Raw genomic sequence first — 25,338 nt, forward strand, 5'->3', positions numbered from 1 at the left:
GCTAGTTACCTCCATTGGCGCCGCGGACCAGCTGAATGAACTGCGTCGCGACCGAATTGCGGTAGAAGTCCTGGGTGGAGACCCGGGGCAGCCCCCGGTCCCGCATCTCCCGGAGCAGCCGGATCACCAGCAGCGAATTGCCGCCGAGCTCGAAGAAGTTGTCGCCGGTCCCGACCTCGGTGCCCAGAATCCGGCTCCACAGCGCGAGCACCTCGTCGGCCAGGGGATCGTCGGCGGTGCCGGGCCCGGAGGCCGGTGCGGCGGTGCCCTCGGCCGCCCTGCCGTGGACGGCGGGCTCGGGAAGGGCGGCGGTGTCCACCTTGCCGTTGATGGTCAGCGGAATGGCGTCCACCCGGGTCACCGAGGCGGGCATCATGTAGTCCGGCAGCACACCGCTGGCATGCGTGGACACGTCGGCCTCGGACACGCTCGCGTCGCCGAGTGACACGTACGCGTCGATGCGTGCCGTCGCCGTGTCACCCGGGGTTTCGTGGCGGAGCACCACCGCCGCCCCGGACACGCCCGGGTGGCCGAGGAGTACATTGCGGATCTCGTCGAGTTCGATCCGGTGGCCGCGAATCTTGACCTGGTTGTCCAGCCTGCCCAGATGGTCGAGCCGACCGTCCGGCCGCAGGCGGCCGCGGTCGCCACTGCGGTAGATCCGACCGCTGCCGTACGGGTCGTCGACGAAGCGCTGCGCGGTGAGTTCGGGCTGGTGGAGATAGCCCTGCGCCACGCCGGCGCCGCCGACGTAGATCTCCCCGGACGCTCCCGCGGGCAGCACACGGCCCCGGGGGTCGCGCACCGACAGGGACCAGCCGGGCATCGCCCGCCCGACGGAACGGGTCCGGGCGACGACATCGGCGGGCTTCACGGTCTGCTCCGTGACATGGACCGTGGTCTCGGTGATCCCGAACATGTTGGAGAGCCGGCAGCGGGTGTGGGAGTGGCGGGCGAACCACGGCACCAGCATGGAGACGTCCAGCGGTTCACCGCCGAACACGACCAGGCGAAGGGCCAGCGGCGAACGCAGTCGGCCGTCGGCCTCGACGAACTGGGCGAAGGCGGACGGGGTCTGGCTGAGAACGGTCACGCCCCGTTCGACGACCAGGTCGTAGAAGAGCTCGGTGTCCCGCGTCACCCAGTAGGGCACCACGACGAGTTCACCGCCGGTCAGCAGGCAGCCCCAGATCTCCCAGACGGAGAAGTCGAAGGCGCTGGAGTGGAAGAAGGTCCATACGTCGGATCCGTTCAGCGCGAAGTCCTCCCGGACGCCTTCCACCAGGGCGGCGACGTTGCGGTGCGGGACGACGACGCCCTTGGGCCGGCCGGTGGAGCCCGAGGTGAAGATGACGTAGGCGGCCGCGGATTCGTCCTCGGCGAGCGGAGGAAGTCCGTCGGCCGCACGGTCGGCGAGGGCGATCAGATCCGCCGGAGAGATCACCTTCACCCCCTCGACGCGCGGGAACGTGTCGGCGGCTCCGATGACGATCCGCATTCCCGCGCTGTCCACGGTGTAGCGCAGACGTTCCTGCGGGTAGCGGATATCCATGGGGACATACGCGCCCCCCGCCTTGAGGACGCCGAGGAGGGTCGCGACGAGCTCCGCCGTACGGTCCAGGGCCACGCCGACAAGGCCGCCGGGCGCGACGCCGAGCAGGCGCAGTCCCCGGGCGATCCGCTCCGCGCGTTCGTCGAGCTGTGCGTAGCTGAGCCGGGTGTCGCCCTCGACCACAGCGGGCGCGGCCGGCCGGCTGCGCGCGACCTCCGCGAACAGACCGTGGATGGTGCGGTCCTGCGTCCCCGGGGCGGCGACGGAGGGGGTGATGCCGCGGTCCACGGTCTCCAGCGCCTCGCCCTTGGACATGAGGTCGACACCGGCGAGGGAGCCGCCCCCGCCGGCGGCTCGTCCGTCGGCCAACTGTTCTGCCACGTGGGCGACATGGCGTGCGAAGGCGCGGGCGATGCCGGGATCGGTCTCGCCCTCGTCATAGCTGAGGACGCCGGAGACCGAGCGGTCCGCCTCGCGTCGCCAGTGCAGGACGAGAGGGAGCGGTGGTGCGAGGAAGGGCTGGTAGTGCACGCCGGGCCGCTGCGTGCTGACGTACACCCCCACGGTGGGCACCGGCCCACGGTCGTCGAGCGGAACACCGTCCGTGGCACGCCACCGGGCGACGTACGCGGCGGCGTCCTGATCCTCGTCCACGGGTACGGAGAACACCGAGGTCTCGCCATCGGTGCTCTCCGCGTCGAACACGGCGACGGCGGTGTCCTCCCCCGCCGAGTACCGGGCCAGCACCAGGCCGACGGCGGCCAGCAGCAGCTCGTCGGACGGCTCCTGGGCCTTGATCTCCACCCCCGCCGTGCCCGTGCGGCCCGTGTGGGACGGTTCGCCGAGACCCCATGCGACACGGGGGCGTTCGCCGCCGGCGGGCGTCGGCCGACGGTCCGCCACGGCCGGAACGTCCGGTCCGGTTCCCCCCGGCAGGGACGCCGCCAGCTCCCGCAGCTCCCGCTCGCTCAGCGCCGCGCGCCGGGCGACCAGTACGAGGTCGGCCGGGCCGTCGGCGTACCGCAGCAGCACAGCACGGACCGGGGGGCCCGACGGGGCGAGCGGCCTTCCGGCCTCGGTGTCCCGTCGCGCCTGTGCGGCCGGGGACGAGGAGGCGGCCGGAACGGCCTCGTGCCAGAGGCGAACGCCGCCCACGGTCCTCGGAGCGGCGGCGCCATCGGCGACCCGAATGGTGAGGCTGTGGCACGACCTTGCCCGGGCGGCCGGCAACCGGCCCGCACCGACGGGAACGGCCACACGGTAGCGGACAGCTGTCGACATATGCGGACTCCTGCGGGGCGAAGGTGATCGAAGCTAGGGCGGGGCAGGGCAAGAGCGAGGGAGAGGCGGGAGCGGAGGAACGCCGCTCAGCGGGCGGTGAAGCCTCCGTCGACGGTGACCGTGGTGCCGGTCACCTGGCGCGAGTCGTCACCCGCCAGCCAGAGGGCGGCTCCCGCGATGTCGTCCGGCTCGACGAGCCTGTTCATCGGCTGTGCCTGTACGAAGATCTCCTCGTGCTCCTCGACGGCCACGTCGAGGGAGCGGGCGATCTCGGCGAGCATGCGGCCCTCGACCAGCGGGTCGTCCCGTACGGAGCCGGGGCAGAGCGCGTTGACGCGTACGCGGTGCGGGGCGTAGTCCAGGGCGGCGGCCTTGGTGAGGCCGATCAGCCCGTGCTTGGCGGCGACGTATCCGGCGAAGTGGCGGTAGCCGACGAGCCCGGCGGTCGAGGCGATGTTGATGACGCTGCCCTCGTTCCCGGCGACCATCGAGGGAACGACGGTCTTCATCATCCGCCAGGCGCCGGAGAGATCCGTGTCGACCATGAGATCCCACTCGTCCTCGGTGATCTCATGGACCGCCTTACCCGAAGGGGCCGCGATCCCAGCACCGTTGACCAGCACCTGCACGGACCCGAACCGGTCGAGAGCCTGGTCGACCGCCGTCCGGCACGCATCGGCGCCGCGGACGTCGGCGCCGAGCGCGAGCACGGCGGCTCCGTGCCGCCGGCAGAGGTCGGCGGTGTGCTCCAGCTGTCCGGTGGAACCGAGGGGATAGGGCACCCCGTCGAGATCCTGCGCGATGTCCAGCAGGACGAGGTCGGCGCCCTCCTCGGCGAACCGGGTGGCGCAGGCGCGGCCGAGGCCGCGCGCCGCACCCGTGATGACGGCTGTCTTGCCCTTCAGCTGCATGGTCCGGGCCTCTCAGCCGAGCGTGCGGGTGATGGCGGCCAGCAGCGGCGCCGGGTCGTCGGCCAGGTACATGTGGTGGCCCGGGATCTCCTGGAACCCGAACTCCGCGGCGGTCGTCTCCCGCCACTCCTCGGCCTGTTCCCTGGTCACCAGGTCGTCCGTGGTCCCGCGCAGCGAGGTGACGGGGATTCCCAGCCGGTCCCGGGACAGCGGCCGGTAGTTCTCGTGCATCTCGACGTCGGCACGCAGCAGCGGCAGCAGCAGCTCCCGCATGTCGGGGTCCTCCAGAGCCTCGTGCTTGTAGCCCGCGAACGCCTCGACCTGGCCGAGGAACGCGTCGTCGTCGAGGCCGGTGGCCCGGTCGCTGCGGCCGGTCCACGGTCCGGGGGATCCGCTGACGAAGAGGTGGACGGGCCTGAGGTCGCCCTCCCGGTCGAGGTTGCGGGCGATCTCGTACGCGAGAACGGCCCCGAGGCTGTGGCCGAACAGGGCGACGCGGCGGTACCCCCGGGTCAGCTCGGCGACCCCCTGGGCGAGCCGCTCGCCGGCCACGACGGCGTCGCGGAAGAGCTCGTCGAGGAAAAGTTCCTCGCGTCCCGGCAGCTGCAGCGGGATGACGTCCGGGCTGCCCTCCGGCAGGTCCTTCCATCCTCGGTAGAACCCGGCGCCCCCACCCGCGAAAGGCAGGCACACCAATGCGCAGTCCGCACGGTCTCGGGCATCGCCGTAAAAGGGATCGGTAGCCATCGTCAATGTCTTCCTTTTTCGACGAAAGAAAAGGTCCGGCGGGCAGGGCTTGCACCCGGCCCGTGCCATCCTGCGGGCGGCAGCTTTTCCCCGGCAATCTCCTCGGCAACAAGCTGCCATCGGCAGCAGCACCCTCCGCCGCTCCTCATGGCAGTTTGCTGCAGCTTCACTTGAGGGGATTACAGGTCGCCCACCATGCTGAGGAAGTCATTATTCTCAGACGCCGGTGCGAACTTCGACCCGCCCACAGGAATGGCTGCGCGATATGCCTGCGGGGCCCGAAACACGTCGCCGTAAAGCCTCATCGAAGCCGGACCCAAGAATTCCTGACAGGGGAGCGCCATGACCGCGTACGATGTCGAATACATAGAGATCTATGCGAGCGACCGGAAGTGCACCATCGACTACTTCGTCTCCTCGTTCGGGTTCACGGAGGTGGCCCGGTCGAGGACGGCCGGCAGGGATTCGGCGCTGCTGCGCCAGGGTGGCGTACAGCTGGTCGTCACGTCGGGGCCCGACACCGATGACTTCCTCACGCTGCACGGTGACGGTGTCGCGGACATCGCGTTCGCCTGCGAGGACGCCATCGGCGCCCGCGACAGCGCGCTCGCGGCCGGCGCCACGCTGCTGAGCCAAAGCACAACGGGGGCACCGGTCGTCTCCGGATTCGGCGTGGTCCGTCACACGCTCGTCCAGCGCCCCGCGGGCGGCGCCCCGGCGTTCCCGGCCGACCGGGAGTGGACGGTGCCGGCCCCGCCCGCGGTCGCGGACCCGTCGACGCCGGTGCTCCGCAAGCTCGACCATGTCGCGGTGTGCCTCGACGCGGGCACCCTGCACGACGTCGTCCGCTTCTACATCGAGGGCTTCGGCTTCACCCAGTTCTACAGCGAGTACGTGACCGTCGGCGAGCAGGCGATGGACTCGATCGTGGTGCGCAGCCCCTCCGACGACATCACCTTCACCATCATCGAGCCGGACACCACCAAGAAGTCGGGCCAGATCGACGAGTTCCTGAACCGCAACGGCGGCGGCGGTGTCCAGCATCTCGCCTTCCTGGTCGACGAGATCATCCCCTCGGTCCTCGAGTTCCAGCACCGCGGCATCGAGTTCCTGCAGACGCCCGGCACCTACTACGACGCTCTCGCGGAGCGCATCCCGAGCCTTGAGGCGGAGATCGCGGGCCTGCGCAAGGCGAACGTCCTGGCCGACCTGGACGAGTGGGGCCACCTGCTGCAGCTGTTCAGCCGCTCCCCCTTCGAACGGCGCACGCTGTTCTTCGAGCTCATCCAGCGCCAGGGCGCGCAGGGCTTCGGCAGCGCCAACATCCGGGCGCTGTACGAGGCCGTGGAGCGCGCCCGGGAACTCGCCTCGTGACGATCTCCGGGCTGCGGCTGACGGCGAAGCCCGCGCTGACCCTCGACGACTACGCCGAGCTGGCACGGACCGCGGTGGACCCGGACGTCTGGGACTTCATCCAGGGCGGGGCCGGCGAGGAGCGGACCCTGGCCTCCAACGTCCGGGCCTTCGACCGGGTGCGGTTGCGCCCCCGGGTACTGTCCGGGGTCGCTCGCGCCGATGCCTCCACTACGGTGCTCGGTCGTCGCTGGGCGGCGCCTCTGGGCATCGCGCCGATGGCCTACCACACGCTCGTCCGCCCCGAGGGGGAGCTCGCCACCGTACGGGCGGCGGGCTCGGCGGGCCTGCCGACCGTCGTGAGTACCTTCGCCGGACGGGCTTTCGAGGAACTTGCCCAGGCCGCCTCATCGCCGCTGTGGCTGCAGGTCTACTGCTTCCGCGACCGGACCACGACCCGACACCTCATCGAACGGGCGGAGAACGCCGGCTTCGAAGCCCTGGTCCTCACCGTCGACACTCCCCGGCTCGGCCGGCGCCTGCGTGATCTGCGCAACGACTTCCGGCTGCCGCCGGGCATCGTGCCCGTCAACCTTCCGGACGCCGACTACTCCTCCCCCGCCGCCCACGGTCGCGCCGAGATCGACCCCGCGCTGGACTGGTCCGTGGTGTCCTGGCTCCGGTCGGTCAGCACGCTGCCGATCCTCCTCAAGGGGATCATGACGTCCGACGACGCGGTACGCGCCGTGGAGGCGGGCGTCGACGGCGTCATCGTCTCCAATCACGGGGGTCGGCAACTGGACGGCGGGCAGGCGACGCTGGAGGCGCTCGGCGAGATCTCGTCCTCGGTGGCGGGCCGCTGCCCGGTGCTTGTGGACGGCGGCATCCGCCGTGGTACGGATGCCCTGGCCGCTCTCGCCCTGGGCGCCGACGCGGTCCTGCTGGGCCGGCCGGTGCTGCACGGTCTGGCGGTCGACGGCGAGCGGGGCGTCTCGCAGGTGCTCGACATCCTCGTCGAGGAACTGGCCGACGCGCTGGTGCTCACCGGCACGGCCTCGGCAGCCGACGCCGGACCCTCGCTCCTGGACGGGCCCACCGCCCCTTCCGTCCGGCTCCGGGCTCCGGCGCCGGCCCCGGAGCCCCGGCGGTCCCCCGTCACCGGCCTGCGGAAGGAGGAGCTGCACCGCAGCGTCTCCGCCCCGGTGCTGGACACGATGAACTTCCTCAACGAGATCACCGGGCGCTTTCCCGACGCGGTCTCCTTCGCCCCGGGCCGCCCGTACGAGGGGTTCTTCGAGACCGAGGACGTCTTCACACACATCCGCCGCTATCTGGACCACTTGCGGGAGAGCGGGGTCAGCGACGACGGCATCCGCACCGCCGTCTATCAGTACGGCCCCACCGCCGGTCTGATCCGCGACCTGATCGCCGACTCCCTCCGCAAGGACGAGGGGATCGACGTCCCGCCCGCCTCGATCGTGGTCACGGTCGGAGCCCAGGAGGCCATGCTGCTCTCCCTGCGTGCGCTGTTCGCACAACCGCGGGACGTGCTTCTGGTCGCGAGCCCCTGCTACGTGGGGATCACGGGCGCCGCCGAGCTGCTCGACATCCCGCTGAGGGAAGTCGCGGAGCGGGAGGACGGGCTGTCGGTCGCCGATGTGGAGGCGGCGGTCCGGGACGAGCTGGCCGGGGGACGTCGGCCGCGGGCCTTCTACCTGGTGCCCGACCACTCGAACCCGTCCGGGAACACCCTGTCCGCGCAGCGCCGTACCGAGCTGCTGGAACTGGCCGCGCGGTACGGCCTGATCATCCTGGAGGACAGTCCGTACCGGCTGGTCAGCGACGGCGAGCAACTCCCGACGCTCAAGTCGCTGGACCGCGGGCAGCACGTCGTGCATCTCGGCTCCTACTCCAAGACGGTCTTCCCGGGCGCGCGCATCGGCTTCGTGATCGCGGACCAGCGGGTCCGCGACGACGCCGGAGCCACCGGCCTGCTCGCGGACGAACTGGCCAAGATCAAGAGCATGGTGACGGTGAACACTCCCCCGCTGAGCCAGGCTGCGCTCGCCGGCATGCTGCTGGCGTCCGACGGCCGGATCTCGGAGCTGAACACCGGTCCCGCCGCACACTACGGTGACGCGCTGCGGGTCACTCTCAAGCAGCTCGAACGCCGCTTCCCCGAGGCCGATCGGGACGCGTCGGGGGTGAGCTGGAACGAGCCCAGCGGCGGATTCTTCCTCACCGTCCGCGTCCCGTTCGCCGTGGACGACGCGGCGCTGCTGCGTTCCGCCCGGGAGTACGGCGTCATCTGGACGCCCATGGCGTACTTCTATCCGCACGGTGGTGGCGACCATGCCATCCGGCTCTCCTTCAGCTACCTCTCGCACAGCGAGATCGAGGAGGGGATCGCGCGGCTGGCGCGCTTCATCGAGTCGGAGACGGGGCGCGAGAGATGAGGACCGTCAAGGTCATCGGAACCGGGCTGATCGGGACGTCCATCGCGCTCGCTCTGACCCGACGCGGCGTGAAGGTCCACCTGGACGACGAGGACACCACCGCGGCCAGAACCGCCGAGGCGATGGGCGCGGGAACCCTCGAAGAGCCCCGGGAGCCGGTGGACCTCGCGGTGCTCTCGGTGCCGCCCACCCAGGTCGCCTCGCTCCTGACACGCGTCCAGCGCGCCCGAACAGCCCATGCCTACACCGATATCGCGAGCGTCAAGGGGCTGCCGCGCGACGAGATCCTCGCCGCCGGAGCGGATCCGGTCACCTACGTCGGCGGCCATCCCCTGGCGAGCGAAGGACGGCCCAGCCCGCTGGCCGCGAGACCCGACCTGTTCGAAGGCCGTTGGTGGGTGCTCACCCCGTCGGAGGCCTCCGACCGGAGCGTGCTCAACCGAGTCCTGGAACTCGTCGCCCTGTGCGAAGGGGTGCCGGTCATCATGGACACCGAGCGGCACGACCTCGCGGTCGCCCTCACCACGCACGCCCCGCACCTGATCGCCACGCTCATGGCGGCCAGGCTGGTGGACGTACCGGACAACAGCGTCCGGCTCTCCGGCCACGGACTGCGGCATGTGACCCGGGTCGCCGCGGGTGACCCGGAGTTCTGGCGGGACGTGCTGGAAGCCAACGCCGATGCCGTGGCGGACGTCCTGGACGCGTACGCGGCCGATCTCGGCGAGGCGGTGGGTGCGCTGCGCGGACTGCGCAGCCCGGACCATGAGGTGCGCGGCCGTGCCGCGGCCGGCCTGGACGACCTCCTCGAACGCGGTAACGAGGGTCAGGCGCGGGTGGCGCACTGGCCGGGTGCACCGCCGAGAGGAGTGGTGTCGGTCCCGGTGATCATGCCCGACCGGCCCGGTGCGCTGGCCCGGCTGTTCAGCGCCGTCGGAAAGGCAGGCGTCAACATCGAGGACGTGCGCATCGATCACGCGCCGGAGCAGCCGCGCGGGCTGATCGAGATCTTCGTCGACCAGCAGGCCGCTCCCGGTCTTTCCCGGCTCCTGAGCGTCGAGGGATGGGCCCTGCCGGATGCGGATGTTCTGGTCACCGACCGCCACTGAGCCGAACGGTATTCACATGGCAGCTTGCTGCACCTTCTCTTGAGCCGGTTCCCCACCACAGCCAGGGTTTAAGGCGCAGGTTCGGAACCGATCGATCTCACCCCACTGACCAAACCGCCTGCAATCCGAGGGTGGCCCCTGTGCCGGAATTCCTCCTATCGAGGCGATCAGACCGAAGGACAGGTATGTCTCCAGCGCTTCCCGGTAATACGCCGGAACGGCACCGCGTGGTGCTCACCGGATTCGGCGTGGTGTCCAGTATCGGTATCGGTGCCGTCGAATTCACGGAGAGTCTCAAGGCAGGGCGCAGCGGGGCGAAGCCGATCTCGATTTTCGATGTCGAAGGTTTCGCCCACAGCAACGGGTGTGAAGTCGCGTCGTTCGATCCCGAGCAGTGGATCACCAACACCCCCTTGCAGAGCCTCGGCCGCGCCAGCCGCTTCGCGGTGGGCGCGGCCCGGATGGCGCTGCAGGACGCCGGCCTCGATCCCGTCGCACTCGCCGACCGCCGCGGACTGATCTCGGTGGGCACGACCGACGGCGAATCGTACGAACTCGACCAGCTCGTGGCGGTCGAACTCGCCGACGGCCCCGAACGGATGGACCCGGAAGTCGTCCGCAGGGTCTCCCCGGTCCGGCTCTCGACAGCCATCGCCCAGGAGCTGGAACTCACCAACGTCGAGGCCCAGACCATCGCGACGGCCTGTTCCGCGGGCAACTACGCCATCGGGTACGGGTTCGACGCGGTGAGCTCCGGCGAGGTGGAGTTCGCTCTGTGCGGCGGCGCCGACGCCATGTGCCGCAAGACCTTCACCGGCTTCTACCGCCTCGGCACCATCGCCCCCGAGTACTGCCAGCCCTTCGACGTCGACCGCAAGGGCATCCTCACCGGCGAGGGCGCCGGCGTCCTGGTCCTGGAGACCCTGGAATCCGCCCTCGCCCGCGGTGCCACGATCTACGCCGAGGTGCTCGGTTACGGCCTGAACTGCGACGCGTACCACCAGGTCGCGCCCAACGGCGACAGTGTGGCCGCCTGCATGAGCATCGCCCTGGAGAACGCAGGGGTGAAGCCGGAGGAGGTCGATCTCATCTCGGCCCACGGCACCGGCACCAAGGCCAACGACATCACCGAGGCCCGGGCCATCCGCGACGTGTTCGGGTCCGCGCCGCCGCGCACGATCTCGCTGAAGTCGATGCTCGGCCACACCATGGGCGCCGCGAGCGCGCTCGGAGCCATCGCCAGCGGTCTCGCCATCACCCACGGCTTCGTCCCGCCGACCATCAACCACACCGAGACGGATCCGGAGTGCGAGATCGACTGCGTGCCCAACCACGCCGTCGAAGCGGACCTGCGCATCGTGCAGAACAACGGCCTGGCGTTCGGCGGCAACAACGCCATCGTCATCCTCGGCAAGTACGAGGAGACTGCCGCATGAGTTTCCCCATCACCGGGCTGGGCGCGGTGGCCAGCATCGGCCGGACACCGGAAGAGATCTTCGACGGCCTGTGCGAGGGCCGCACCGGACTCGGTCCCCTGCGCGCCTTCGACCGGCAGCGGTTCCACGCCCAGCAGCTCTTCGAGATCGACGACAGAACCGCCGAGGGGGAGGACGAGCCGGGCCGCGCCTCGCGCTTCCTCGTCGAGGCCGTCAGGCAGGCCGCCGCCGACGCCGGTCTCGGCGAGGATCTGAGCGGCGTTCCGGTGCTGGTGGGCACCGGGCTGCGCGAACACCGTTCGCTGGAGCTGTGGTGGCGCGACGGTGTGCCCTTCGACGTCACCGGCCTGGACTTCGGTCCCGCGCTGCGGGAGCGGTTCGGGACCGTGGACAGCCATACGTTCGCCAACGCCTGCTCGGCCTCGCTGTACGCGCTGGCCCTCGGCTGGGACCTGCTGGAGCAGGGCGAGGCGGACACGGTCGTCGTGGCCGGCTGCGACACGGTGACCGAGTCCATGTTCGGCCAGGCCGACCGGGTGCAGTTCGACCCGCCGCCCTCGGTGCGCCCGTTCGACCGCGAGCGCCAGGGCACCATCCTCGGTGAGGGGGCTGCCGCCATCGTGCTGAGCCGCAACCCGGCACCGGGGCGCCCGGCACGCGGCTGGCTGCGGTCGGTGGCCGTCAACTGCGACGCCCGCCATCCCACCGCACCGGACCGGGAGGGCATCACGGCATCGGTCCGGCAGGCCCACACGGCGGCCGGTGCGACCCCGCAGGAGATCGACCTGGTGCTGATGCACGGCACGGGAACCCCCGTCAACGACCTCATGGAGGCCGAGGTGATCGCCGACGTCTTCGGCGCCGCCCGGCCCGCCCTGACCGGTATCAAGTCGGGGACCGGTCACACCTCCGGCTCGGCGGGGCTGATGAGCCTGCTGGTGGCCGCACAGAGCATCACGAGCGGCAAGATCCCTCCGATCGGCGGGCTGAACGAGCCGCTGCCGGAGGCGAAGGAGCTGCACCTGGTCCGTGACACCCCGCTTCACCGGCCCGTGCAGGTCGCCCAGGTGAACGGTTTCGGGTTCGGCGGGGTCAACGCCGTGGCGATCGTGGCAGGTGCGGCATGAGTGCGGCGATCACCGGCGTCGGCGTGGCACTGCCCGGCGTCACGGCGTCTGAGGGGCTGCTCGCACCGCCCGTCCCCGGCGCGGCTCCGGTCGACCCGGCCGCGCTGATCGGCAAGAAGGGGTTGCGCTACAAGGACCGGGCCACTCAGCTCGGCCTGTGCCTGAGCGTGTCCGCGCTGACCGATGCCGGACTGCTGGACGCCACCGGGCGGCTCACCGCTCCGGGTGAGCGGGTCGGCGTGGTCGTGAGCACCAATCTGGGCAACGCCGACACGGTCTGCCGGGCGGTCGAGACCATCGCCAAGGAGGGCACCCGGGGGCTGAGTCCGATGGACACCCCGAACGCGTCCAGCAACATCACCGCCTCCGAGATCGCCATCCGCTTCGACCTGCGGGGCCCGAACCTGACGGTGTGCAACGGCGTCACCTCCGGTCTGGACGCCGTTCGCTGGGCCGCTCTGACCGTGCGTTCGGGCCGCGCCGACCACATGCTGGTGGTGGGCGTGGAGCCGGACAACGAGGTGACCCGGGCGCTCATGGGCGGCCCGGTCGTGGACGGCGGCGCGGGGCTCGTGGTGAGCCGTGCGGCCGGGAGCCGGGCCCATGCCCTGATCGGCCCGCAGGTCCGCACCGCGGGGCTCGCCGCGTGCGCGGAGAGCCTGACCGCGGCGGCCCCGGGCGGCGGAGTCTGGCTGTCCGACGATCCGGCCCCGGTCCCCCCGGGCGCGGCCCGTCTCGGTCTGCGGGGCTGGGGCGAGGCATCCGGCGCGCTGGGCGTCCTCCAGTGCGCCGCGGCATCCGCATGGCTGGCACAGGGCGGTACCGAGCCGACGTACGCGCTGCTCGGCGGCTCCGACGTGCCCTCCGCCGGGCTCGTCCTCCTGCCGGGCGGCCGCTCCTGATGAAGCAGATCCTGCTGCTGCACGGGCTGGGCAACAACGGCGCGATCTGGTCCCGCCTCCAGGACCACTGGCGCGACGACGTACGGGTGCACGCCCCGGACCTGCCCTGGCGCAGCGATGGCATCGACGCGTGGCGTTACGAGACCGACTCGGCGAGCCGTGTCGAGGAGGTCATCTCCGCCGTGCCCGGCGGCCCCGATGTGGTGGTCGCCCACTCGTTCACGGTGCTGCCCCTCCTGGAGCTGCTGGGCCGCAGGGCGCTGAGCGGCGAGCCGGCCGGCCTCTCGGGCATCGTCCTGGTCACGCCGTTCTACCGGCGGGATCCGGACGACTTCCACTGGAACATGATCGCTCCGCTGCTGGCCAACTTCCCCGAGACCATGTCGGAGGGCATCCGCCTGCAGTCGGGCGACCGGCCCATCGACCCGGATCTCCGCGCCGACATGGCGCGCAGGCTCTGCGAGTGGATCGGCCCCTACGGCTGGCTGCGCTTCTTCGACGCCTACCTCAACTCGCCCCGGCTGCGCCCTGATCTGATCACCGTGCCCGGTCTGGTGATCGGTGCCGAGGGTGATGCCACCGCTCCCGTCGGCGAGGCCCGGCTGCTGGCCGCCGACCTGGCCGCGGGTGAAGCGCTCGTCCTGCCCGAGGGCGGCCACTTCCCGATGCTGGAGCATCCCCGCTGGTTCACCGGCTCCGTCCAGGAGTTCCTCGACCGCACCGCGGCCGGGTACGGGCCCGCGTCACCGACGTACGCATGAGAACCGAACGATCCGAACCACACCGACATGAAGGGAGACAGCGATGAGCCCCGTGCTCGATCCCGCTGTTGCGGCACTGCTGAACACTCCGAGCGTGGCACGGCTGCGCCCGGTGTTCGAAGGCAACAACATCAGTTTCGCTATCGGCTTCAAGCACATCAACTACGTCTCGGAAGCCGCGGTTCTGCATCACTTCCGCGAGGCGGGGCTGTCCGTCGGCTCGATGTACAAGCGCTTCGGCCTGGGATTCGAGGTCGTGGAGCTGCGTTCCCGGCTCGGCGCGCTGCTCGATGTCGACGACGAGGTGGAGGCGGAGGTCACCCCGGCGACGAAGCAGGGAGCCGGCGCGTTCACCTTCAAGGTGGCGCAGTTCGTCATGCGGGACGGGGAGCGGATCAAGTGCGCCACGTCCACGGTGCGGGTACTGCTGCGGATAGATGATCACATCAGCGCCGCCGAGCCGTACCCCGCCGGCCTCGAACCGTTCACGGTACGCCGTCTGGGCACCGGGGACCGGATCGAGCTCGCCGCGACCCCGCGCCCGTACGGGACGCTCTCCGAGGGCCGCGGCGTCATCGGCACGGACCCGGTCCTGGACGAATTGATCGGTGAGGACAACGCGTTCGGCTGGCGCTGGCGCATGCCCTACTTCTACTGCCACTTCAACGACCGCGTGCAGATGTCGGGCTTCCTGCGGGTGATGGAAGAGGCCGAGGACCTCTTCCTCGCCTCGCGGGGACTGGCCATCAAGGAGGTGCTGGACACCCGGAACTGGATTCCCGTCGTCACCCAGTCCGACCTCCGGCTGCTCGACGAGACCCTGATGGAGGAGGAGCTGTACACGGTCTACACCATCGAGAACGTGTTCAAGAACCTTCTCTACACGGCTCGTATGGATGGATACGTCATCCGGGACGGGCGGCTGGTCCGCACCGTCACGGGCTCCATCACCCACGGCTATCTCACCGAGCACGCCCCCAACGAGTGGTCGATGGCCACCCTCGACGAGGCGACCGTCGCCGCGCTGAGCAGCCCGAAGGCGGTGGACGCATGAGCACCGCCACCGCGTCCCGTCCGGTGATCTCCGCATGGTCGGCGGTGTCTCCGTACGGCGTGGGCGCCGAGGCGCTCACCGCCGGGCTCCTCGCCGGCCGGCCGACCTCCGCGCCGGTGGACACCGAGCGTTGGCGGGTTCCCCCGGGCGACGCCCACCTGGTTCCGGCCTTCGAGGTGCGCGCGGCGCTCGGAAAGAAGGGCACCCGTTCCATGGACCGGGTGACCGGACTCGCGGTGACCACGGTCGGAGGCCTGCTGGAGCAGCCCGACGCCGACCGGGACCGCGAGACGGGCGACCGGGCCGCTCTGGTGCTGGGCACCACCACGGGCAGCGTCGCCAGCATGATGGACTTCACCCGAAGCTCCCTGGTGGGCAACCGGCCCTTCGACGTCGACCCGGCGCAGATGCCCAACGCGGTGATGAACTGCGCGGCAGGCCAGTGCGCGATCTGGTACGGCATCCGAGGCCCCAACACCACACTCGCCGGGGGCCGCACCGCAAGCCTCGCGGCAGTCAACTACGCGACACGGCTGCTGGCTTCCGGGCGCGCGGAGTCGGTGCTGTGCGGCGCGGCCGAGGAATTCTCCTCGGCGCGCTACTGGCTGGAGCACCACAGCAGGGAGCCCGGATCGGAAGGACCCGATCTCGGTGAGGGCTGCGCCATGCTGCTGATCCAGCCGGCGAACGCGTGCAGCCCGCAGCGCCCCGCGCTCGCGGAGATCCTGGCCGTCGAGTCCCGGGTGGCGGTGGGAGCACGCCTGCGGGCGACTCTCGACGCCTGCGTACGTTCGGCCCTCGACGCCGCCGGCGTCCCGGCGCAGGACGTGTGGGCGGCCAGTTGCAGCGAGTCTCCCGGCGAGGCGGGGGTGGTCGAACGCGAGGTGCTCGGGTCGATCGTGGGCGAGCGCGCCCTGAACCGGGTACCCGCCCTGGGCGCGCTGGGCGACGTCTCCGCGGCCTCGGGCGCCTTCCAGATCGCGATGGTGCTGGCCACCGCCGCCGGCAACGCCGAGGCGGCCGGGCGGACCGCCGTGGCGACCTCGGTCGATCGGGACGGTTCGCTGTCCTGCGCCGTACTGCGCCTGGCGGCGTCATGACCGGTCTGCCGCTGCCTCCGGCGCTGCCGGACCAGGAGAGCACGTGGGAGACGGCTCACGGGATCAGCCCGGTCGCGGCCGGTCTGCTCGTCGTCTCCCCGCGCAGCGACGGCGGAAGCGCCACGACGCGGTTCGCCGTCTCGCCGGCCGAGCCGGTGTTCGCCGGCCACTACCCGGACTTCCCCATCTTTCCCGGGGTGTGCGTGGTGGAGTGCGCGCACCGGAGCGCCCTGGCCACGGCACCGGAACCGGTCGAGCTGTCGGCGGTGCGTTCCGCCCGCTTCACCGGTGCCGCGTTCCCCGGCGACACCCTGACGTTCCGCCTCAAGTGGCAGCGCCACGACGGCGGCTGGCAGGTGTCCGCCACCGCGGTCACCGCACGGGGCGACGCCGCGTCGATGCGTCTGCGGTACCGGAGCGTCGGCACGCCGCCCGACGCCCCGACCACGAGGGATACGCCCATCCTCGTACCCGAGCGGGGGGACGCCGGGCTGCCCGAGGTGATGAGCCTCCTGCCGCACAGGCATCCGATGCTCCTGGTCGACCGGATCACAGCGCTGCGCCCCGGTGAGCGGATCACCGCGGTGAAGGCGGTCACGCACAACGAACCCTGGTACGCCGCGTCCGGCCCGGGCCAGGATCTCGCCTACCCGGCGTCCCTGCTGGTCGAGTCCTGGGGCCAGTCGGCGGGGCTGCTCGCATCGGCGGCGGCCCCGGAAGCCCGCGAACAGGTGATGCTCTTCGGCTCCGTGGCGAACGCGGTCTTCCACCGCCCGGTGCTGCCTGGCGACCTGGTCGAGCATCGCATCACGCTCACGCGTTCACTCGGCGACTCGGTGATCTTCGAAGGCGAAAGCCGGACCTCCGCGGGCCCGGCGATGTCCGTGGGACAGATGGTGATGGCCTTCCGGCCCGGTGACCATCTGCGCCCATCTTGAGTGCCGCGTCGGCGGCCGACGCCCGGATGCCGGGGAGGAAGACATGACGGAACAGCGGAAGCTCTCCAAGTACTGGATGCTCACTGATGACTTCACCCAGAATCCTTACCCGATTCTGGAGCGGGTCCGGGAGGAACAGCCGGTCTGCGAGCTCTCGATGCCCGGGGGCGGCCGTGCCTGGGTGGTCACGCGGCACGAGGACGCCAAGGCGGCACTCTCCGACCCGCGGCTCAGCCGGGACATCAACGTGCACTTCGATCTGGTCTCGCGGCTGACCGGCACCACCGTGACGCCGCCGCCGGAGCACGCCAACCATCTGGCGAACCTCGAACCTCCTCGGCACACCCCGCTGCGCAAGGCGATCAGTTCGGCGTTCACCCCCCGGCGAGCGGACGCGCTGCGTCCGCAGATCGAGGCCGTCGCGAACGAACTCCTCGACGGGCTGGCGGAGAAGGGGGGCGGCGATCTGATAGCCGCATACGCCGATCCCCTCCCGGTGATCGTCATCGCCACCCTGATGGGCGTGCCGGCCACGGACTGGCCCGACTTCCTGCGCTGGTCGACCCACCTTCGCGCGGTCGAGGCGACCGATCCCGCGGCGGACCGCATCGTCAAGGAGCTCTCCTCCTACATGTCGGCGCTCATCGCCGAGAAGGAACGCGCTCCCGGCGACGACCTGATCTCGGCCCTGATCCACGCCGAGCCGGACCGCCGGCTGACCGGTACGGAGATCCTCTCCACCAGTTTCGCGCTGATGACCGGCGGTAACGACACCACCGCCAGCCTCCTGGGCGGAGTACTCCGGGCGCTCCTCGTCCATCCCGAGGAGCGGGCCGACCTGCTGGCCACGCCCGGCCGCTGGCTGGCGGAGATGGACGAGCTGATCCGCTACGTCAGCCCCATCACCAACACCCTGCAACGGGTCACCCTGGAGCCGGTGGAACTCGGCGGGGTGCGTATCCCCGCGGACGAGGTCGTGATCATTTCGGTGATCTCGACCAACCGGGACCGGTGCCCGTTCCCGGAGCGGCCGGACGCGCTGGATCTCAAGCGGCCCAAGCCCGCCCACCTCAGCTTCGGCCACGGCATCCACTACTGCTCGGGGGCGCACCTGGCGAAGCTGATGACGGAGGTGTCGGCACGCCTCTTCTTCGAGCGGTTCCCCGACGCCCGGCCGGCGGTGGACCCCTCCGCCCTCCGCTACACGCAGAGCATGGTCGTCCGCCCGCTTGAGTCCCTGCCCGTCACGTGGTGAGACGGCCGGCGGCGGCCCCCGTCATGGGAACTCCCGTCCGTACGGCGCCGATCAGCGCTGGGCCCGGAAGAAGGTGAAGAGCATCCGCAGGCTCAGCACACCGCTGACGATCAACAGGTGGTATCCGACGGCCTCGAAAAGCCGGATCGACTCGGTGACCATCGGCCCCCCGTCGGACTGCATCAGGATCACCGCCATCAGCCCGGCGGTGCTCGCCAGGAGGGTGAGCAGGACTTCATGGACCAGCGTGCGGATGTAGCGGCGGTCACGGCTGTCGGCGAGCACCCGGACGTTGACCGAAAGGCGGCCCTCCTCCAGGGCGCTGGAGACCCGATCGATCCGGCGCGGCAGCCGTCGCAGCGCGGACAGTGCGGAGAACAGCTCGCTCTCCAGGGGCGCGCCGACGGAAGCGAAACCGCCCATCCCCGCACCGCTCCGGTCGCCCGACGCCCACGACCGCGACTCCGCCACCATGTCGAAGCCGGGCGACAGCCGGGTCAAAGTCCCCTCCAGCGTCGCCAGCGCGCGGAACACGGCGGCCACCTCGGGCGGGATGCCCAGACCGTGCACGGAGACCAGCCGGAAGAGATCGATGAACACGCGTACGTCCGGGGCGGATCCGGTGCTGAAGTGACGGGCCATGAACCTGCCCAGCTCACGTTCCAGACCTTGCTCGTCGACTTCCTCCGGCCGGTTGATCAGATCCAGCAACGCGTCACGCAGGGCCGCCGAGTCCGTGTGGTGCACCGCCATGAGGAAGCGCCGCAGAGCGGACTGCACCTGGCCGTCGAGACGGCCGACCGAACCGAAGTCGATCAGCCCTATCCGGCCGTCGTCGAGCAGGAGAATGTTGCCGGGGTGCGGGTCGGCGTGGAACGTGCCGTCGATCAGGACCTGCATGAGCAGGCTGCCGAGCAACGAGCGCGCCAGGTGCGCCCGTTCCTCATCGGTTCCGACGAGCGCCGCTTCACCGGCACTGATGGGCAGACCGGGCAACTGTTCCAGAACCAATATGTGTTCACCGCTCAGCTCTTCGACGATGTCCGGGATGATCACTGCGGTGTCGGTCGGGCGCCGCGCCCAGGCGGCCCGCACCGTGGCCACGTTGCGGGCCTCCACCCGGAAGTCGAGCTCTTCCCGCACGGATGCGGCGAACCCGTCGGCCAGTTCGATGATGCCGAGGTCCCGGGCCCAACGGGCACGCCGGTCCAGCATTCTGGCCATGCGGCTGATGATGTCGAGATCCCGCTCGACGCCCGGCCCCACACCCGGCCGCTGCACTTTGACCACGACGCTCTCGCCGGAGTGCAGCCGGGCCAGATGGACCTGGGCGATCGAGGCCGCGGCGAGAGAGTCATGATCGAAGTGCGCGAAGACGTCCTCCGGTGGCCTGCCGAACTCCTTGTGCAACTGCTCCGCGATGCGTTCGGGGTGCTCGGGAGGCACCTGGTACTGGAGCCGGCTCAGCTCCGCGATGAAGCCCGGGGACAGCAGATCGTGCCGGGTGGACAGCACCTGTCCCAGCTTGACGAAGGTCGGACCGCCCTCTTCCAGGGCCAGTCGCAACGGCTTGGCGAGCCGGGCGCTCCCCGGCGCGACTCCCTTCCCCCGCCGGCCTTCGCGGCCGCGCAGGTACGGGCTCAGTCCATGCCGCAGCGCGATGCCGCTGATCTGTGAGTATCTGCGGACTCTGGCCACCCGGGAGCGGATCGCACGAATCCAGCCGCCGCTGGATGCGCTGGGTATGACCATCTCGGACACGACGAGGAAGGTCATGGCCAGAATCAGCGCGATGCCCAGCCGCACGCCGATCAGCACCACCGGTCGCTCGGGGGTGCTGATGAGGGTGCTGGCGAGGAACATCCCCCCGATCGCTATGCCGCCCGTCAGAACGGTCCGGGTGATGCCCACCTGGATGCCGAGCAGTCGGCGCGCCACCACGGGAAAGACCACGAGGAAGAGCGCGAAACTGGCCGCCACGAGGACAGCGATTCCCACGATCATGTACATCCCTCACTGCATTGGGAGCTGTCAGGAAACGGAAAGAGAGCCCGGAGCCGGCAACGGCTCCGGGCTTCGCAGTGGCCGGGATGGTCAGCCCATGGCCTCGACAAGGCTCTTGGGCCGCATGTCGGTCCAGTTCGCCTCCACGTAGTCGAGGCACGCCTGACGGGTGTCCTGACCGAACACCGTGGTCCATCCGGCCGGGACCTCGGCGAAGGCCGGCCAGAGGGAGTGCTGCAGTTCGTCGTTGACCAGGACGTAGTAGCTCGCGTTGTCGTCCTCGAACGGATTGCTCATTCTTGGGTACCTTCCCTGCGGGTCGTTGCGGAAATTGCATCGGCGGCGGAGGCGGCGGCACTCGCGGCCCGGACCGCCGCGACGAAGCCGGGGAGCCGGTCGATTCCCCAGAACTTGTCGCGCCGGTGGATGAAGAACGGAACTCCGAAGACTCCGTCCCGGTCCATTTCGCGGAGGAATCCGAGGCCGCGCATACGGATCGACTCGTCATCGACCGCGTTCGCCACCCGGAGCGGGTCCAGGTCCAGCCCCTCGGCGAGGGCGGCTATGACCTTGCGGTCCGTGATGTCGTGCCCTTTCACCCAGCGGGCCTCGCTGACCGCTCTGATGTAGTCGCGTCCGCGGCCCCCCTCCTCCGCCACCAGGTAGCCCAGGTGGGGAACCCCCCAGTTGGGATCCCTGTCGACGGGCCAGGCGATGGGCAGCCCACGCTCGGTGGACAGGCGCTTGACGTCCTGGAGAATGTAGAGGTGCTTCTCCTTCGACATGGGAACGTAGGGTAGTTGGATACCCTCCTCGTCGAGGAGCCGACTGCTGATCCCGTCCGGCTCCCAGTACGGACGCCACTCGATGGCGTCGGCGACATCCGGGTACCGCTCGGTCAGATCGTGAAAGGCGAGCCACGAGTACGGGCTGCGGAACGAAAAGTACCAGCGTGTTGGCTTGACAGCCATCACAACCTCCTGAAGATGCACCGTGCGGGCACGGCTATACAGTGATGCCGCCGTCGATCTGCATCACGCTTCCCGTGACGTAGCCGGCGCGGTCGGAGGCGAGATACCCGACGAGGTCGGCGACCTCGTCGGCACGCCCCAGGCGCCCCAGCGGAATCTGCCCCAGAGCCTTGTCCTTGACGGGACCGCTGAGAACGGAGGTCATGTCGGTGTCAATGAATCCTGGCGCCACCACGTTGACGCGAATGCCGTAGCGCCCCACTTCCTTGGCGAGGGCACGGGAGAACCCGATGATCCCCGCTTTGGAAGCGGAGTAGTTCGCCTGGCCGGCGTTTCCGTAGACCCCGGCGACGGAAGAGAGGTTGATGATCGACCCCGCCTTCCGCTTCATCATCGGGAACACCACGGCACGATTGAGGTTGTAGACGCCGTCGAGATTGACGTCCAGCACTTGGTGCCAGTCGTCGTCGGTCATCAGCACCAGAGGGTTGTCCCTGGTGATTCCAGCCGCCGTCACGGCCACCTCGATGGGCCCCAGCAGTTCCTCGGTCCCGGCGACCAGTGCCCGTACCGATTCCTTGTCGCGCACATCCGCCTTGCGGGCCAGCGCGCGAACACCGATCTCGGTGAGCTCCTTCTCCAGTTCACGAGCGGCCTCGTCGTTGGCCTGGTAGCAGAAGGCGACGTCGAAGCCGTCCCGTGCCAGCCGCAGCGCCGTCGCCCTGCCGATGCCACGTGAGCCTCCCGTGACCAGGGCAACCCGGTTGTCCGTGCTTGTCATTGCTCTCCCTCGCTGTGCACCGGACGCAGGGGCCTGTCCCGCCCCATCACGGCGCCGATGGCCCACTACCAGCCGGCTGCCTCGGACACCACTTCGTAGACGCCCTTGAGATGGACCATTCTGGCGAGCTCCGCCTGGTCGATGACTATGCCGAACTCCTTCTCCAGAGCAGCGAGGATCTCGATCGCGCGGAGCGAATCGGCCCCGTGCTCCTCCCTGAAGAGACTTGTCTCGGTGACTTCCTCGTCCTCGAGTTCCAGGATGTCGACAATGATTTCCTGGATCTTCGCCAAACGCTCGTCGTACGTACCGGTCATGGCTGATTCAGCTCCTTCGTCATCCCGATAATTCAGCCACAATGGCCGACTCGGTCGCGATCTTTCTATGAGACGGAGCTCTTCACCGACAAGACTCGTTGCATAAAGCTGCCATGCCCGGCCGCGGCCCGTCGGGGCACACCGGTGCACAGACGCCTTTCATGCTGTCGATCAGGGCGAGGACGGCTCGGGCGGACGGCAGAACCATGTGCCCTTCCCGGGTGAGTCTCGCCCCGGCGGAGTCCCGGGTGAAGAGTTTGGCGCCCAGTATCCGTTCCAGGCACTTGATCTGGTAGCTGATGGCGGGTTGCGAATATCCAAGCACCTTCGCCGCCTGGTCCATTCGTCCGATATCGGCTACGGACACAAACGCCCGGAACTCCCGCTCATGCATCACTCCCCCTGTCTCTCCGTGGAACAGAAGCGAGATCGGGCGCCGCCCGTTCCCTACCTCCGGAAGCACATGAATTCCACTCCATATCAACCGATCTGGAGCAGTGGGACAACGGAAGGTGCAGGAACCTGCCCGGCGGGCGGTCCCCGTCGGTGAGCCGTTGCGGACGGCCACGAGGAGGGGGAGGCGGCCTTTCGGGAGACAGGCGGGGCTCGGCGGCGGCTTGGCAGTTTCATGCAACCGCGCCGAGGTCACGCGGGCGCGGACCGCGGCCCGGCTGCGGGTCTGTACGAAACCTGTACCGGGCCGCCCGGGAGCTGTACGGAGGATGGGAGAACGACGCAGGAATTCCTCAAGGGGAGAGGCCGACTCTGGCGATGCGGGATTGCCCCGGCCCGGACCAGAGGAGGAATTATGCGCGAGGATCTGAATTCTCCTGCCCAGGTTGTTCACCCGCTGGAATTCCTGGAGGAGATCGAGGAGAAGCTTTCGAAGGAACAGGAGGATATGCTCCCGGCGAGCACCACCCCTTGGGCTGTGCTGCTCGCGGACTACATAGACGCGCTGAGCGAAATCATCGCGCGCGGGCAGGATTACGACAGCCCGGCCCCGTTGTATGCCCTGGACGAGGGCCACGCGGGAGGCTGCGGCTGATCGTGGGCTCCAGCCCTCCGGGGCCCGCACTCCCCACCGGGGCGGGCCCCGCGACGTCAGGCGGCCAGAAGAGCCGGGCGGCTCAGCTCGCGGCCGAAGAGCCGGACGAGGGACGGGAAGCGGTAGCACGGCCAGGCGTCGCCGGCGCCCCGGCTGTCCAGCAGACAGGCGTCGGACAACTGCTCCAGGAGTTCCTCGGCGTCATCGGTCCCGGTGCCGAGAACAGTGGCCGCGGCGGGAGCAGTGAACTGCTGGGGCCCGTTGGCCGTCAGGGTGACCAGTGCTTCGGCGAGGCGGGGCGGCAGCTCGTCCAGGGCGCGCCGCAACCCCGCGCCGACATCGAGGCTGCCCAGCCTCAGTTCCGCCAGACGTCGTTCCTCCTGCTCCAGACGGGAGGCGAACCGGGTGGTGGACCACTGGGGACGGACGACGAGCCGGGCCGCGGCGATCCGCAGGGCGAGCGGCAGGCGGTCGCAGAACTCGGCGATGCGGACGATCGCCTCGGGGTCCTCCCCGATCCGGGCGGGCCCCATGACCGCCGCGAGCAGCCGTACGGCGTCACCCGGACTCAGCGGGCCGAGCCGGACCAGCCTCGTTCCCTCCAGCGAGGCCAACTGGGCGCGTCCGCCCGTGACGACGGTGCGGCTCTGCCCGCAACCAGGCAGCAGCGGGCGTACCTGCGCGTCGTCGGTCGCGTTGTCGAGGACGATCAGCATCCGTCGTCCGGCCAGCAACGTCCGGTAGAGCTGCGCGCGTTCGTCGACGGTTTCGGGCAACCGGTCGGGGTCGTGTCCCAGGGCGCGCAGGAACCAACCGAGAACCACCCGCGGTTCGCGCGCGCCTCCATCGGTCCGCAGGTCCGCGTAGAGCTGGCCGTCGGGAAAGGCGTCGCGACCGCGTCCCGCCGTGTGGAGGGCCAGTGCCGACGTGCCCGTCCCCGGCGCGCCGGTGATCACCACGTCCTGGTGCGCGCGCAGAGCAGCGAACACCTGCTCCACCTCGGTGTCCCTGCCCGTGAAGTCGCGTACCGGGGCGGGGAGAAGCGCCGGCACAGGGGCACTCCGGTCCTGGCCCATTACCGCCGGACCGGCCGGGACGCTGTGCTCCGGCTCCGGTGAGGCAGGCGGGGCGAGTATGCCTCCGAGGATTTCCTCATGGAGCGTGCGCAACGCCCTGCCCGGATCGATGCCCAGCTCCTCGGCGAGGGTACGACGCCCCTCCTCGTACAGTTCGAGCGCGTCGGGCTGCCGGCCGCAGCGGTACAGAGCGGTCATCAGATGACCGCGCAGCCGCTCCCGCAGCGGGTGGAGGGTGACCTGGCGGGTCAGACCGGAGACGATCTCGGCGTGCCGGCCGAGGGCGAGCGCCGCCTCCGCGTGGTGCTCGACCGCGGACAGCCGGGCCTCCTCCATCCGGGGAGCCTCGGTCAGGGCGAGTTGCTCGGTGACGCCCGTGAGCGCCGGCCCCTTCCAGAGGGCGAGGGCCGCCGCCAGCCGGCGTTCGGCGTCGGCAAACCGTCCGGCCCGGAGGTCGGCGTCGCCCGCCTGTGCCAGGTCCCGGAAGGAGTCCCAGTCGAGTGTGGCCTCACCGATGTCCATCCGGTACCCGGGACCGCTGCGCTCCAGGGCGATCCCGGGTTCCATGCGGGTGCGCAGTCGCGAAACGTAGGTGTAGAGCTGGCTGGTACTGGTCGGCGGCGGCTCCCAGCCCCACACCAGGGTGGTGAGCCGCTCATCCGTCAGGACACCGCCGCGGGCCAGTAGCAGGGCGGCGAGAACGGTGCGCTGCTTGCCGCCGGCGAGTGCGATCGGACGCCCGTCGGATGCGGCCGAAACCGCACCGAGGATGGTGAAGTCCATGGCCTCCTCCTCGCCGCGCAGCCCGCTCCGGATGCTGAGCCATCTGCCGCAGAAGACTACTGACCTGGTCTTTTCCACGGCTATCGGAGCGCTTTCGCGCTCACGAAAGCGAGACGAAACCGCCGGAACAAGCCGCCCTCGTAATCTTCACGGCATCCGGCGGGGCCCTGTACCACGGCGGCCCGTAGAGCAGAAGGAGAGTGTCGTGCAGCGCTTCGTCATCACCTCGGCCAAGGCGGTCGCCGCGACCGGCGCGACACTTCTGCTCGTCGTGGGTACGGTTACCCCGGCCACCGCGCTCACGGACTCGGCGGCGGACCGCGTCGTCGCGAGGGCCGCCGCGGACGACCCGTGGACCTGATCCCGGCCGTGTCGC

23 protein-coding genes are annotated in these 25,338 nt (G+C 70.1%); 13 read left to right on the forward strand and 10 right to left on the reverse strand.

Annotated elements, in window-relative coordinates:
- Position 1: 1 nt before the first annotated feature.
- From G3I54_RS35685 to G3I54_RS35695, 3 genes are all read right to left on the reverse strand, one after another.
- The gene (locus G3I54_RS35685) at positions 2–2,707 is read right to left on the reverse strand and encodes an amino acid adenylation domain-containing protein (protein WP_343240504.1); all 2,706 of its coding nucleotides are present in this window, start codon (positions 2,705–2,707) and stop codon (positions 2–4) included.
- Positions 2,708–2,919: 212 nt separating this feature from the next.
- Entirely contained in the window at positions 2,920–3,744 is an 825-nt protein-coding gene (locus G3I54_RS35690) for an SDR family oxidoreductase (RefSeq protein WP_164620949.1), read from the reverse strand.
- Between the two features lie 12 nt (positions 3,745–3,756).
- Complete coding sequence (locus tag G3I54_RS35695; RefSeq protein WP_164620951.1) at positions 3,757–4,491, reverse strand: alpha/beta fold hydrolase; 735 nt, start codon at positions 4,489–4,491, stop codon at positions 3,757–3,759.
- A gap of 342 nt (positions 4,492–4,833) precedes the next feature.
- Here G3I54_RS35695 and hppD point away from each other — a divergent pair, with 342 nt between their 5' ends.
- From hppD to G3I54_RS35755, 11 genes are all read left to right on the forward strand, one after another.
- Complete coding sequence (gene hppD, locus G3I54_RS35700) at positions 4,834–5,865, forward strand: 4-hydroxyphenylpyruvate dioxygenase (protein ID WP_164620953.1); 1,032 nt, start codon at positions 4,834–4,836, stop codon at positions 5,863–5,865.
- Positions 5,862–8,300: an aminotransferase class I/II-fold pyridoxal phosphate-dependent enzyme gene (locus G3I54_RS35705; protein WP_343240505.1), complete on the forward strand. Its 2,439-nt coding sequence runs from the start codon at positions 5,862–5,864 to the stop codon at positions 8,298–8,300. Before hppD ends, G3I54_RS35705 begins: the two co-directional genes overlap by 4 nt.
- Complete coding sequence (locus tag G3I54_RS35710) at positions 8,297–9,409, forward strand: prephenate dehydrogenase (RefSeq protein WP_164620955.1); 1,113 nt, start codon at positions 8,297–8,299, stop codon at positions 9,407–9,409. Before G3I54_RS35705 ends, G3I54_RS35710 begins: the two co-directional genes overlap by 4 nt.
- 185 nt (positions 9,410–9,594) lie before the next feature.
- Positions 9,595–10,845 carry a beta-ketoacyl-[acyl-carrier-protein] synthase family protein gene (locus G3I54_RS35715; RefSeq protein WP_164620957.1) on the forward strand — a complete coding sequence of 417 codons (1,251 nt, stop codon included), beginning with the start codon at positions 9,595–9,597 and terminating at the stop codon, positions 10,843–10,845.
- Positions 10,842–11,972, forward strand: coding sequence for a beta-ketoacyl synthase N-terminal-like domain-containing protein (locus G3I54_RS35720; protein WP_164620960.1), 1,131 nt, complete (start codon positions 10,842–10,844; stop codon positions 11,970–11,972). The genes G3I54_RS35715 and G3I54_RS35720 overlap by 4 nt, the downstream gene beginning before the upstream one ends.
- Positions 11,969–12,874 (forward strand): beta-ketoacyl synthase N-terminal-like domain-containing protein, encoded by a 906-nt coding sequence (locus G3I54_RS35725; RefSeq protein WP_164620962.1) that lies wholly within the window; start codon positions 11,969–11,971, stop codon positions 12,872–12,874. Before G3I54_RS35720 ends, G3I54_RS35725 begins: the two co-directional genes overlap by 4 nt.
- Complete coding sequence (locus G3I54_RS35730) at positions 12,874–13,635, forward strand: alpha/beta hydrolase (RefSeq protein ID WP_164620965.1); 762 nt, start codon at positions 12,874–12,876, stop codon at positions 13,633–13,635. The genes G3I54_RS35725 and G3I54_RS35730 overlap by 1 nt, the downstream gene beginning before the upstream one ends.
- Before the next feature lie 43 nt (positions 13,636–13,678).
- A complete protein-coding gene (locus G3I54_RS35735) occupies positions 13,679–14,689 on the forward strand; it encodes a hypothetical protein (protein ID WP_164620967.1) in 1,011 nt (336 codons plus the stop codon).
- Entirely contained in the window at positions 14,686–15,789 is a 1,104-nt protein-coding gene (locus G3I54_RS35740; protein ID WP_164620969.1) for a beta-ketoacyl synthase N-terminal-like domain-containing protein, read from the forward strand. Before G3I54_RS35735 ends, G3I54_RS35740 begins: the two co-directional genes overlap by 4 nt.
- Positions 15,786–16,727, forward strand: a complete 942-nt coding sequence (locus G3I54_RS39900; RefSeq protein ID WP_239144734.1) for a hypothetical protein — start codon at positions 15,786–15,788, stop codon at positions 16,725–16,727. The genes G3I54_RS35740 and G3I54_RS39900 overlap by 4 nt, the downstream gene beginning before the upstream one ends.
- A 43-nt stretch (positions 16,728–16,770) precedes the next feature.
- Positions 16,771–17,982: a cytochrome P450 gene (locus G3I54_RS35755; protein WP_164620971.1), complete on the forward strand. Its 1,212-nt coding sequence runs from the start codon at positions 16,771–16,773 to the stop codon at positions 17,980–17,982.
- A gap of 51 nt (positions 17,983–18,033) precedes the next feature.
- Here G3I54_RS35755 and G3I54_RS35760 read toward each other — a convergent pair whose 3' ends face one another.
- The 6 genes from G3I54_RS35760 to G3I54_RS35785 all read right to left on the reverse strand — a co-directional run bounded on the left by G3I54_RS35760 (position 18,034) and on the right by G3I54_RS35785 (position 22,449).
- On the reverse strand, positions 18,034–19,986 hold the full coding sequence (locus G3I54_RS35760; protein WP_203687674.1) for an AarF/UbiB family protein: 1,953 nt from the start codon (positions 19,984–19,986) through the stop codon (positions 18,034–18,036).
- Positions 19,987–20,076: 90 nt separating this feature from the next.
- Entirely contained in the window at positions 20,077–20,283 is a 207-nt protein-coding gene (locus G3I54_RS35765; protein ID WP_065489958.1) for an MbtH family protein, read from the reverse strand.
- On the reverse strand, positions 20,280–20,957 hold the full coding sequence (locus tag G3I54_RS35770) for a DsbA family protein (protein ID WP_164620975.1): 678 nt from the start codon (positions 20,955–20,957) through the stop codon (positions 20,280–20,282). The genes G3I54_RS35765 and G3I54_RS35770 overlap by 4 nt, the downstream gene beginning before the upstream one ends.
- Before the next feature lie 34 nt (positions 20,958–20,991).
- Positions 20,992–21,738 (reverse strand): 3-oxoacyl-[acyl-carrier-protein] reductase, encoded by a 747-nt coding sequence (fabG, locus tag G3I54_RS35775; RefSeq protein ID WP_164620977.1) that lies wholly within the window; start codon positions 21,736–21,738, stop codon positions 20,992–20,994.
- Positions 21,739–21,803: 65 nt separating this feature from the next.
- Positions 21,804–22,055: an acyl carrier protein gene (locus G3I54_RS35780; RefSeq protein WP_164620979.1), complete on the reverse strand. Its 252-nt coding sequence runs from the start codon at positions 22,053–22,055 to the stop codon at positions 21,804–21,806.
- An 82-nt stretch (positions 22,056–22,137) separates the two neighbouring features.
- On the reverse strand, positions 22,138–22,449 hold the full coding sequence (locus tag G3I54_RS35785; protein WP_164620981.1) for a LysR family transcriptional regulator: 312 nt from the start codon (positions 22,447–22,449) through the stop codon (positions 22,138–22,140).
- A gap of 414 nt (positions 22,450–22,863) precedes the next feature.
- Here G3I54_RS35785 and G3I54_RS35790 point away from each other — a divergent pair, with 414 nt between their 5' ends.
- Entirely contained in the window at positions 22,864–23,103 is a 240-nt protein-coding gene (locus G3I54_RS35790; protein WP_164620983.1) for a DUF6269 family protein, read from the forward strand.
- A 56-nt stretch (positions 23,104–23,159) separates the two neighbouring features.
- Here G3I54_RS35790 and G3I54_RS35795 read toward each other — a convergent pair whose 3' ends face one another.
- The gene (locus tag G3I54_RS35795; RefSeq protein WP_164620986.1) at positions 23,160–24,962 is read right to left on the reverse strand and encodes a BTAD domain-containing putative transcriptional regulator; all 1,803 of its coding nucleotides are present in this window, start codon (positions 24,960–24,962) and stop codon (positions 23,160–23,162) included.
- Positions 24,963–25,167: 205 nt separating this feature from the next.
- Here G3I54_RS35795 and G3I54_RS35800 point away from each other — a divergent pair, with 205 nt between their 5' ends.
- The gene (locus tag G3I54_RS35800; RefSeq protein ID WP_164620987.1) at positions 25,168–25,323 is read left to right on the forward strand and encodes a hypothetical protein; all 156 of its coding nucleotides are present in this window, start codon (positions 25,168–25,170) and stop codon (positions 25,321–25,323) included.
- Positions 25,324–25,338 lie beyond the last annotated feature (15 nt).

It is taken from the genome of Streptomyces sp. SID14515 (assembly GCF_010548505.1).
Classification (GTDB): Bacteria; Actinomycetota; Actinomycetes; order Streptomycetales; family Streptomycetaceae; genus Streptomyces; species Streptomyces caviscabies.

Bases quoted from the DNA above. Each gene is read 5' to 3' on its own strand.
- G3I54_RS35690 (WP_164620949.1), bottom strand. From the start codon at position 3,744: ATGCAGCTGAAGGGCAAGACAGCCGTCATCACGGGTGCGGCGCGCGGC.
- G3I54_RS35695 (WP_164620951.1), bottom strand. From the start codon at position 4,491: ATGGCTACCGATCCCTTTTACGGCGATGCCCGAGACCGTGCGGACTGC.
- hppD (WP_164620953.1), top strand. From the start codon at position 4,834: ATGACCGCGTACGATGTCGAATACATAGAGATCTATGCGAGCGACCGG.
- G3I54_RS35710 (WP_164620955.1), top strand. From the start codon at position 8,297: ATGAGGACCGTCAAGGTCATCGGAACCGGGCTGATCGGGACGTCCATC.
- G3I54_RS35715 (WP_164620957.1), top strand. From the start codon at position 9,595: ATGTCTCCAGCGCTTCCCGGTAATACGCCGGAACGGCACCGCGTGGTG.
- G3I54_RS35720 (WP_164620960.1), top strand. From the start codon at position 10,842: ATGAGTTTCCCCATCACCGGGCTGGGCGCGGTGGCCAGCATCGGCCGG.
- G3I54_RS35725 (WP_164620962.1), top strand. From the start codon at position 11,969: ATGAGTGCGGCGATCACCGGCGTCGGCGTGGCACTGCCCGGCGTCACG.
- G3I54_RS35730 (WP_164620965.1), top strand. From the start codon at position 12,874: ATGAAGCAGATCCTGCTGCTGCACGGGCTGGGCAACAACGGCGCGATC.
- G3I54_RS35735 (WP_164620967.1), top strand. From the start codon at position 13,679: ATGAGCCCCGTGCTCGATCCCGCTGTTGCGGCACTGCTGAACACTCCG.
- G3I54_RS35740 (WP_164620969.1), top strand. From the start codon at position 14,686: ATGAGCACCGCCACCGCGTCCCGTCCGGTGATCTCCGCATGGTCGGCG.
- G3I54_RS39900 (WP_239144734.1), top strand. From the start codon at position 15,786: ATGACCGGTCTGCCGCTGCCTCCGGCGCTGCCGGACCAGGAGAGCACG.
- G3I54_RS35755 (WP_164620971.1), top strand. From the start codon at position 16,771: ATGACGGAACAGCGGAAGCTCTCCAAGTACTGGATGCTCACTGATGAC.
- G3I54_RS35760 (WP_203687674.1), bottom strand. From the start codon at position 19,986: ATGATCGTGGGAATCGCTGTCCTCGTGGCGGCCAGTTTCGCGCTCTTC.
- G3I54_RS35765 (WP_065489958.1), bottom strand. From the start codon at position 20,283: ATGAGCAATCCGTTCGAGGACGACAACGCGAGCTACTACGTCCTGGTC.
- G3I54_RS35770 (WP_164620975.1), bottom strand. From the start codon at position 20,957: ATGGCTGTCAAGCCAACACGCTGGTACTTTTCGTTCCGCAGCCCGTAC.
- fabG (WP_164620977.1), bottom strand. From the start codon at position 21,738: ATGACAAGCACGGACAACCGGGTTGCCCTGGTCACGGGAGGCTCACGT.
- G3I54_RS35780 (WP_164620979.1), bottom strand. From the start codon at position 22,055: ATGACCGGTACGTACGACGAGCGTTTGGCGAAGATCCAGGAAATCATT.
- G3I54_RS35785 (WP_164620981.1), bottom strand. From the start codon at position 22,449: ATGCATGAGCGGGAGTTCCGGGCGTTTGTGTCCGTAGCCGATATCGGA.
- G3I54_RS35790 (WP_164620983.1), top strand. From the start codon at position 22,864: ATGCGCGAGGATCTGAATTCTCCTGCCCAGGTTGTTCACCCGCTGGAA.
- G3I54_RS35795 (WP_164620986.1), bottom strand. From the start codon at position 24,962: ATGGACTTCACCATCCTCGGTGCGGTTTCGGCCGCATCCGACGGGCGT.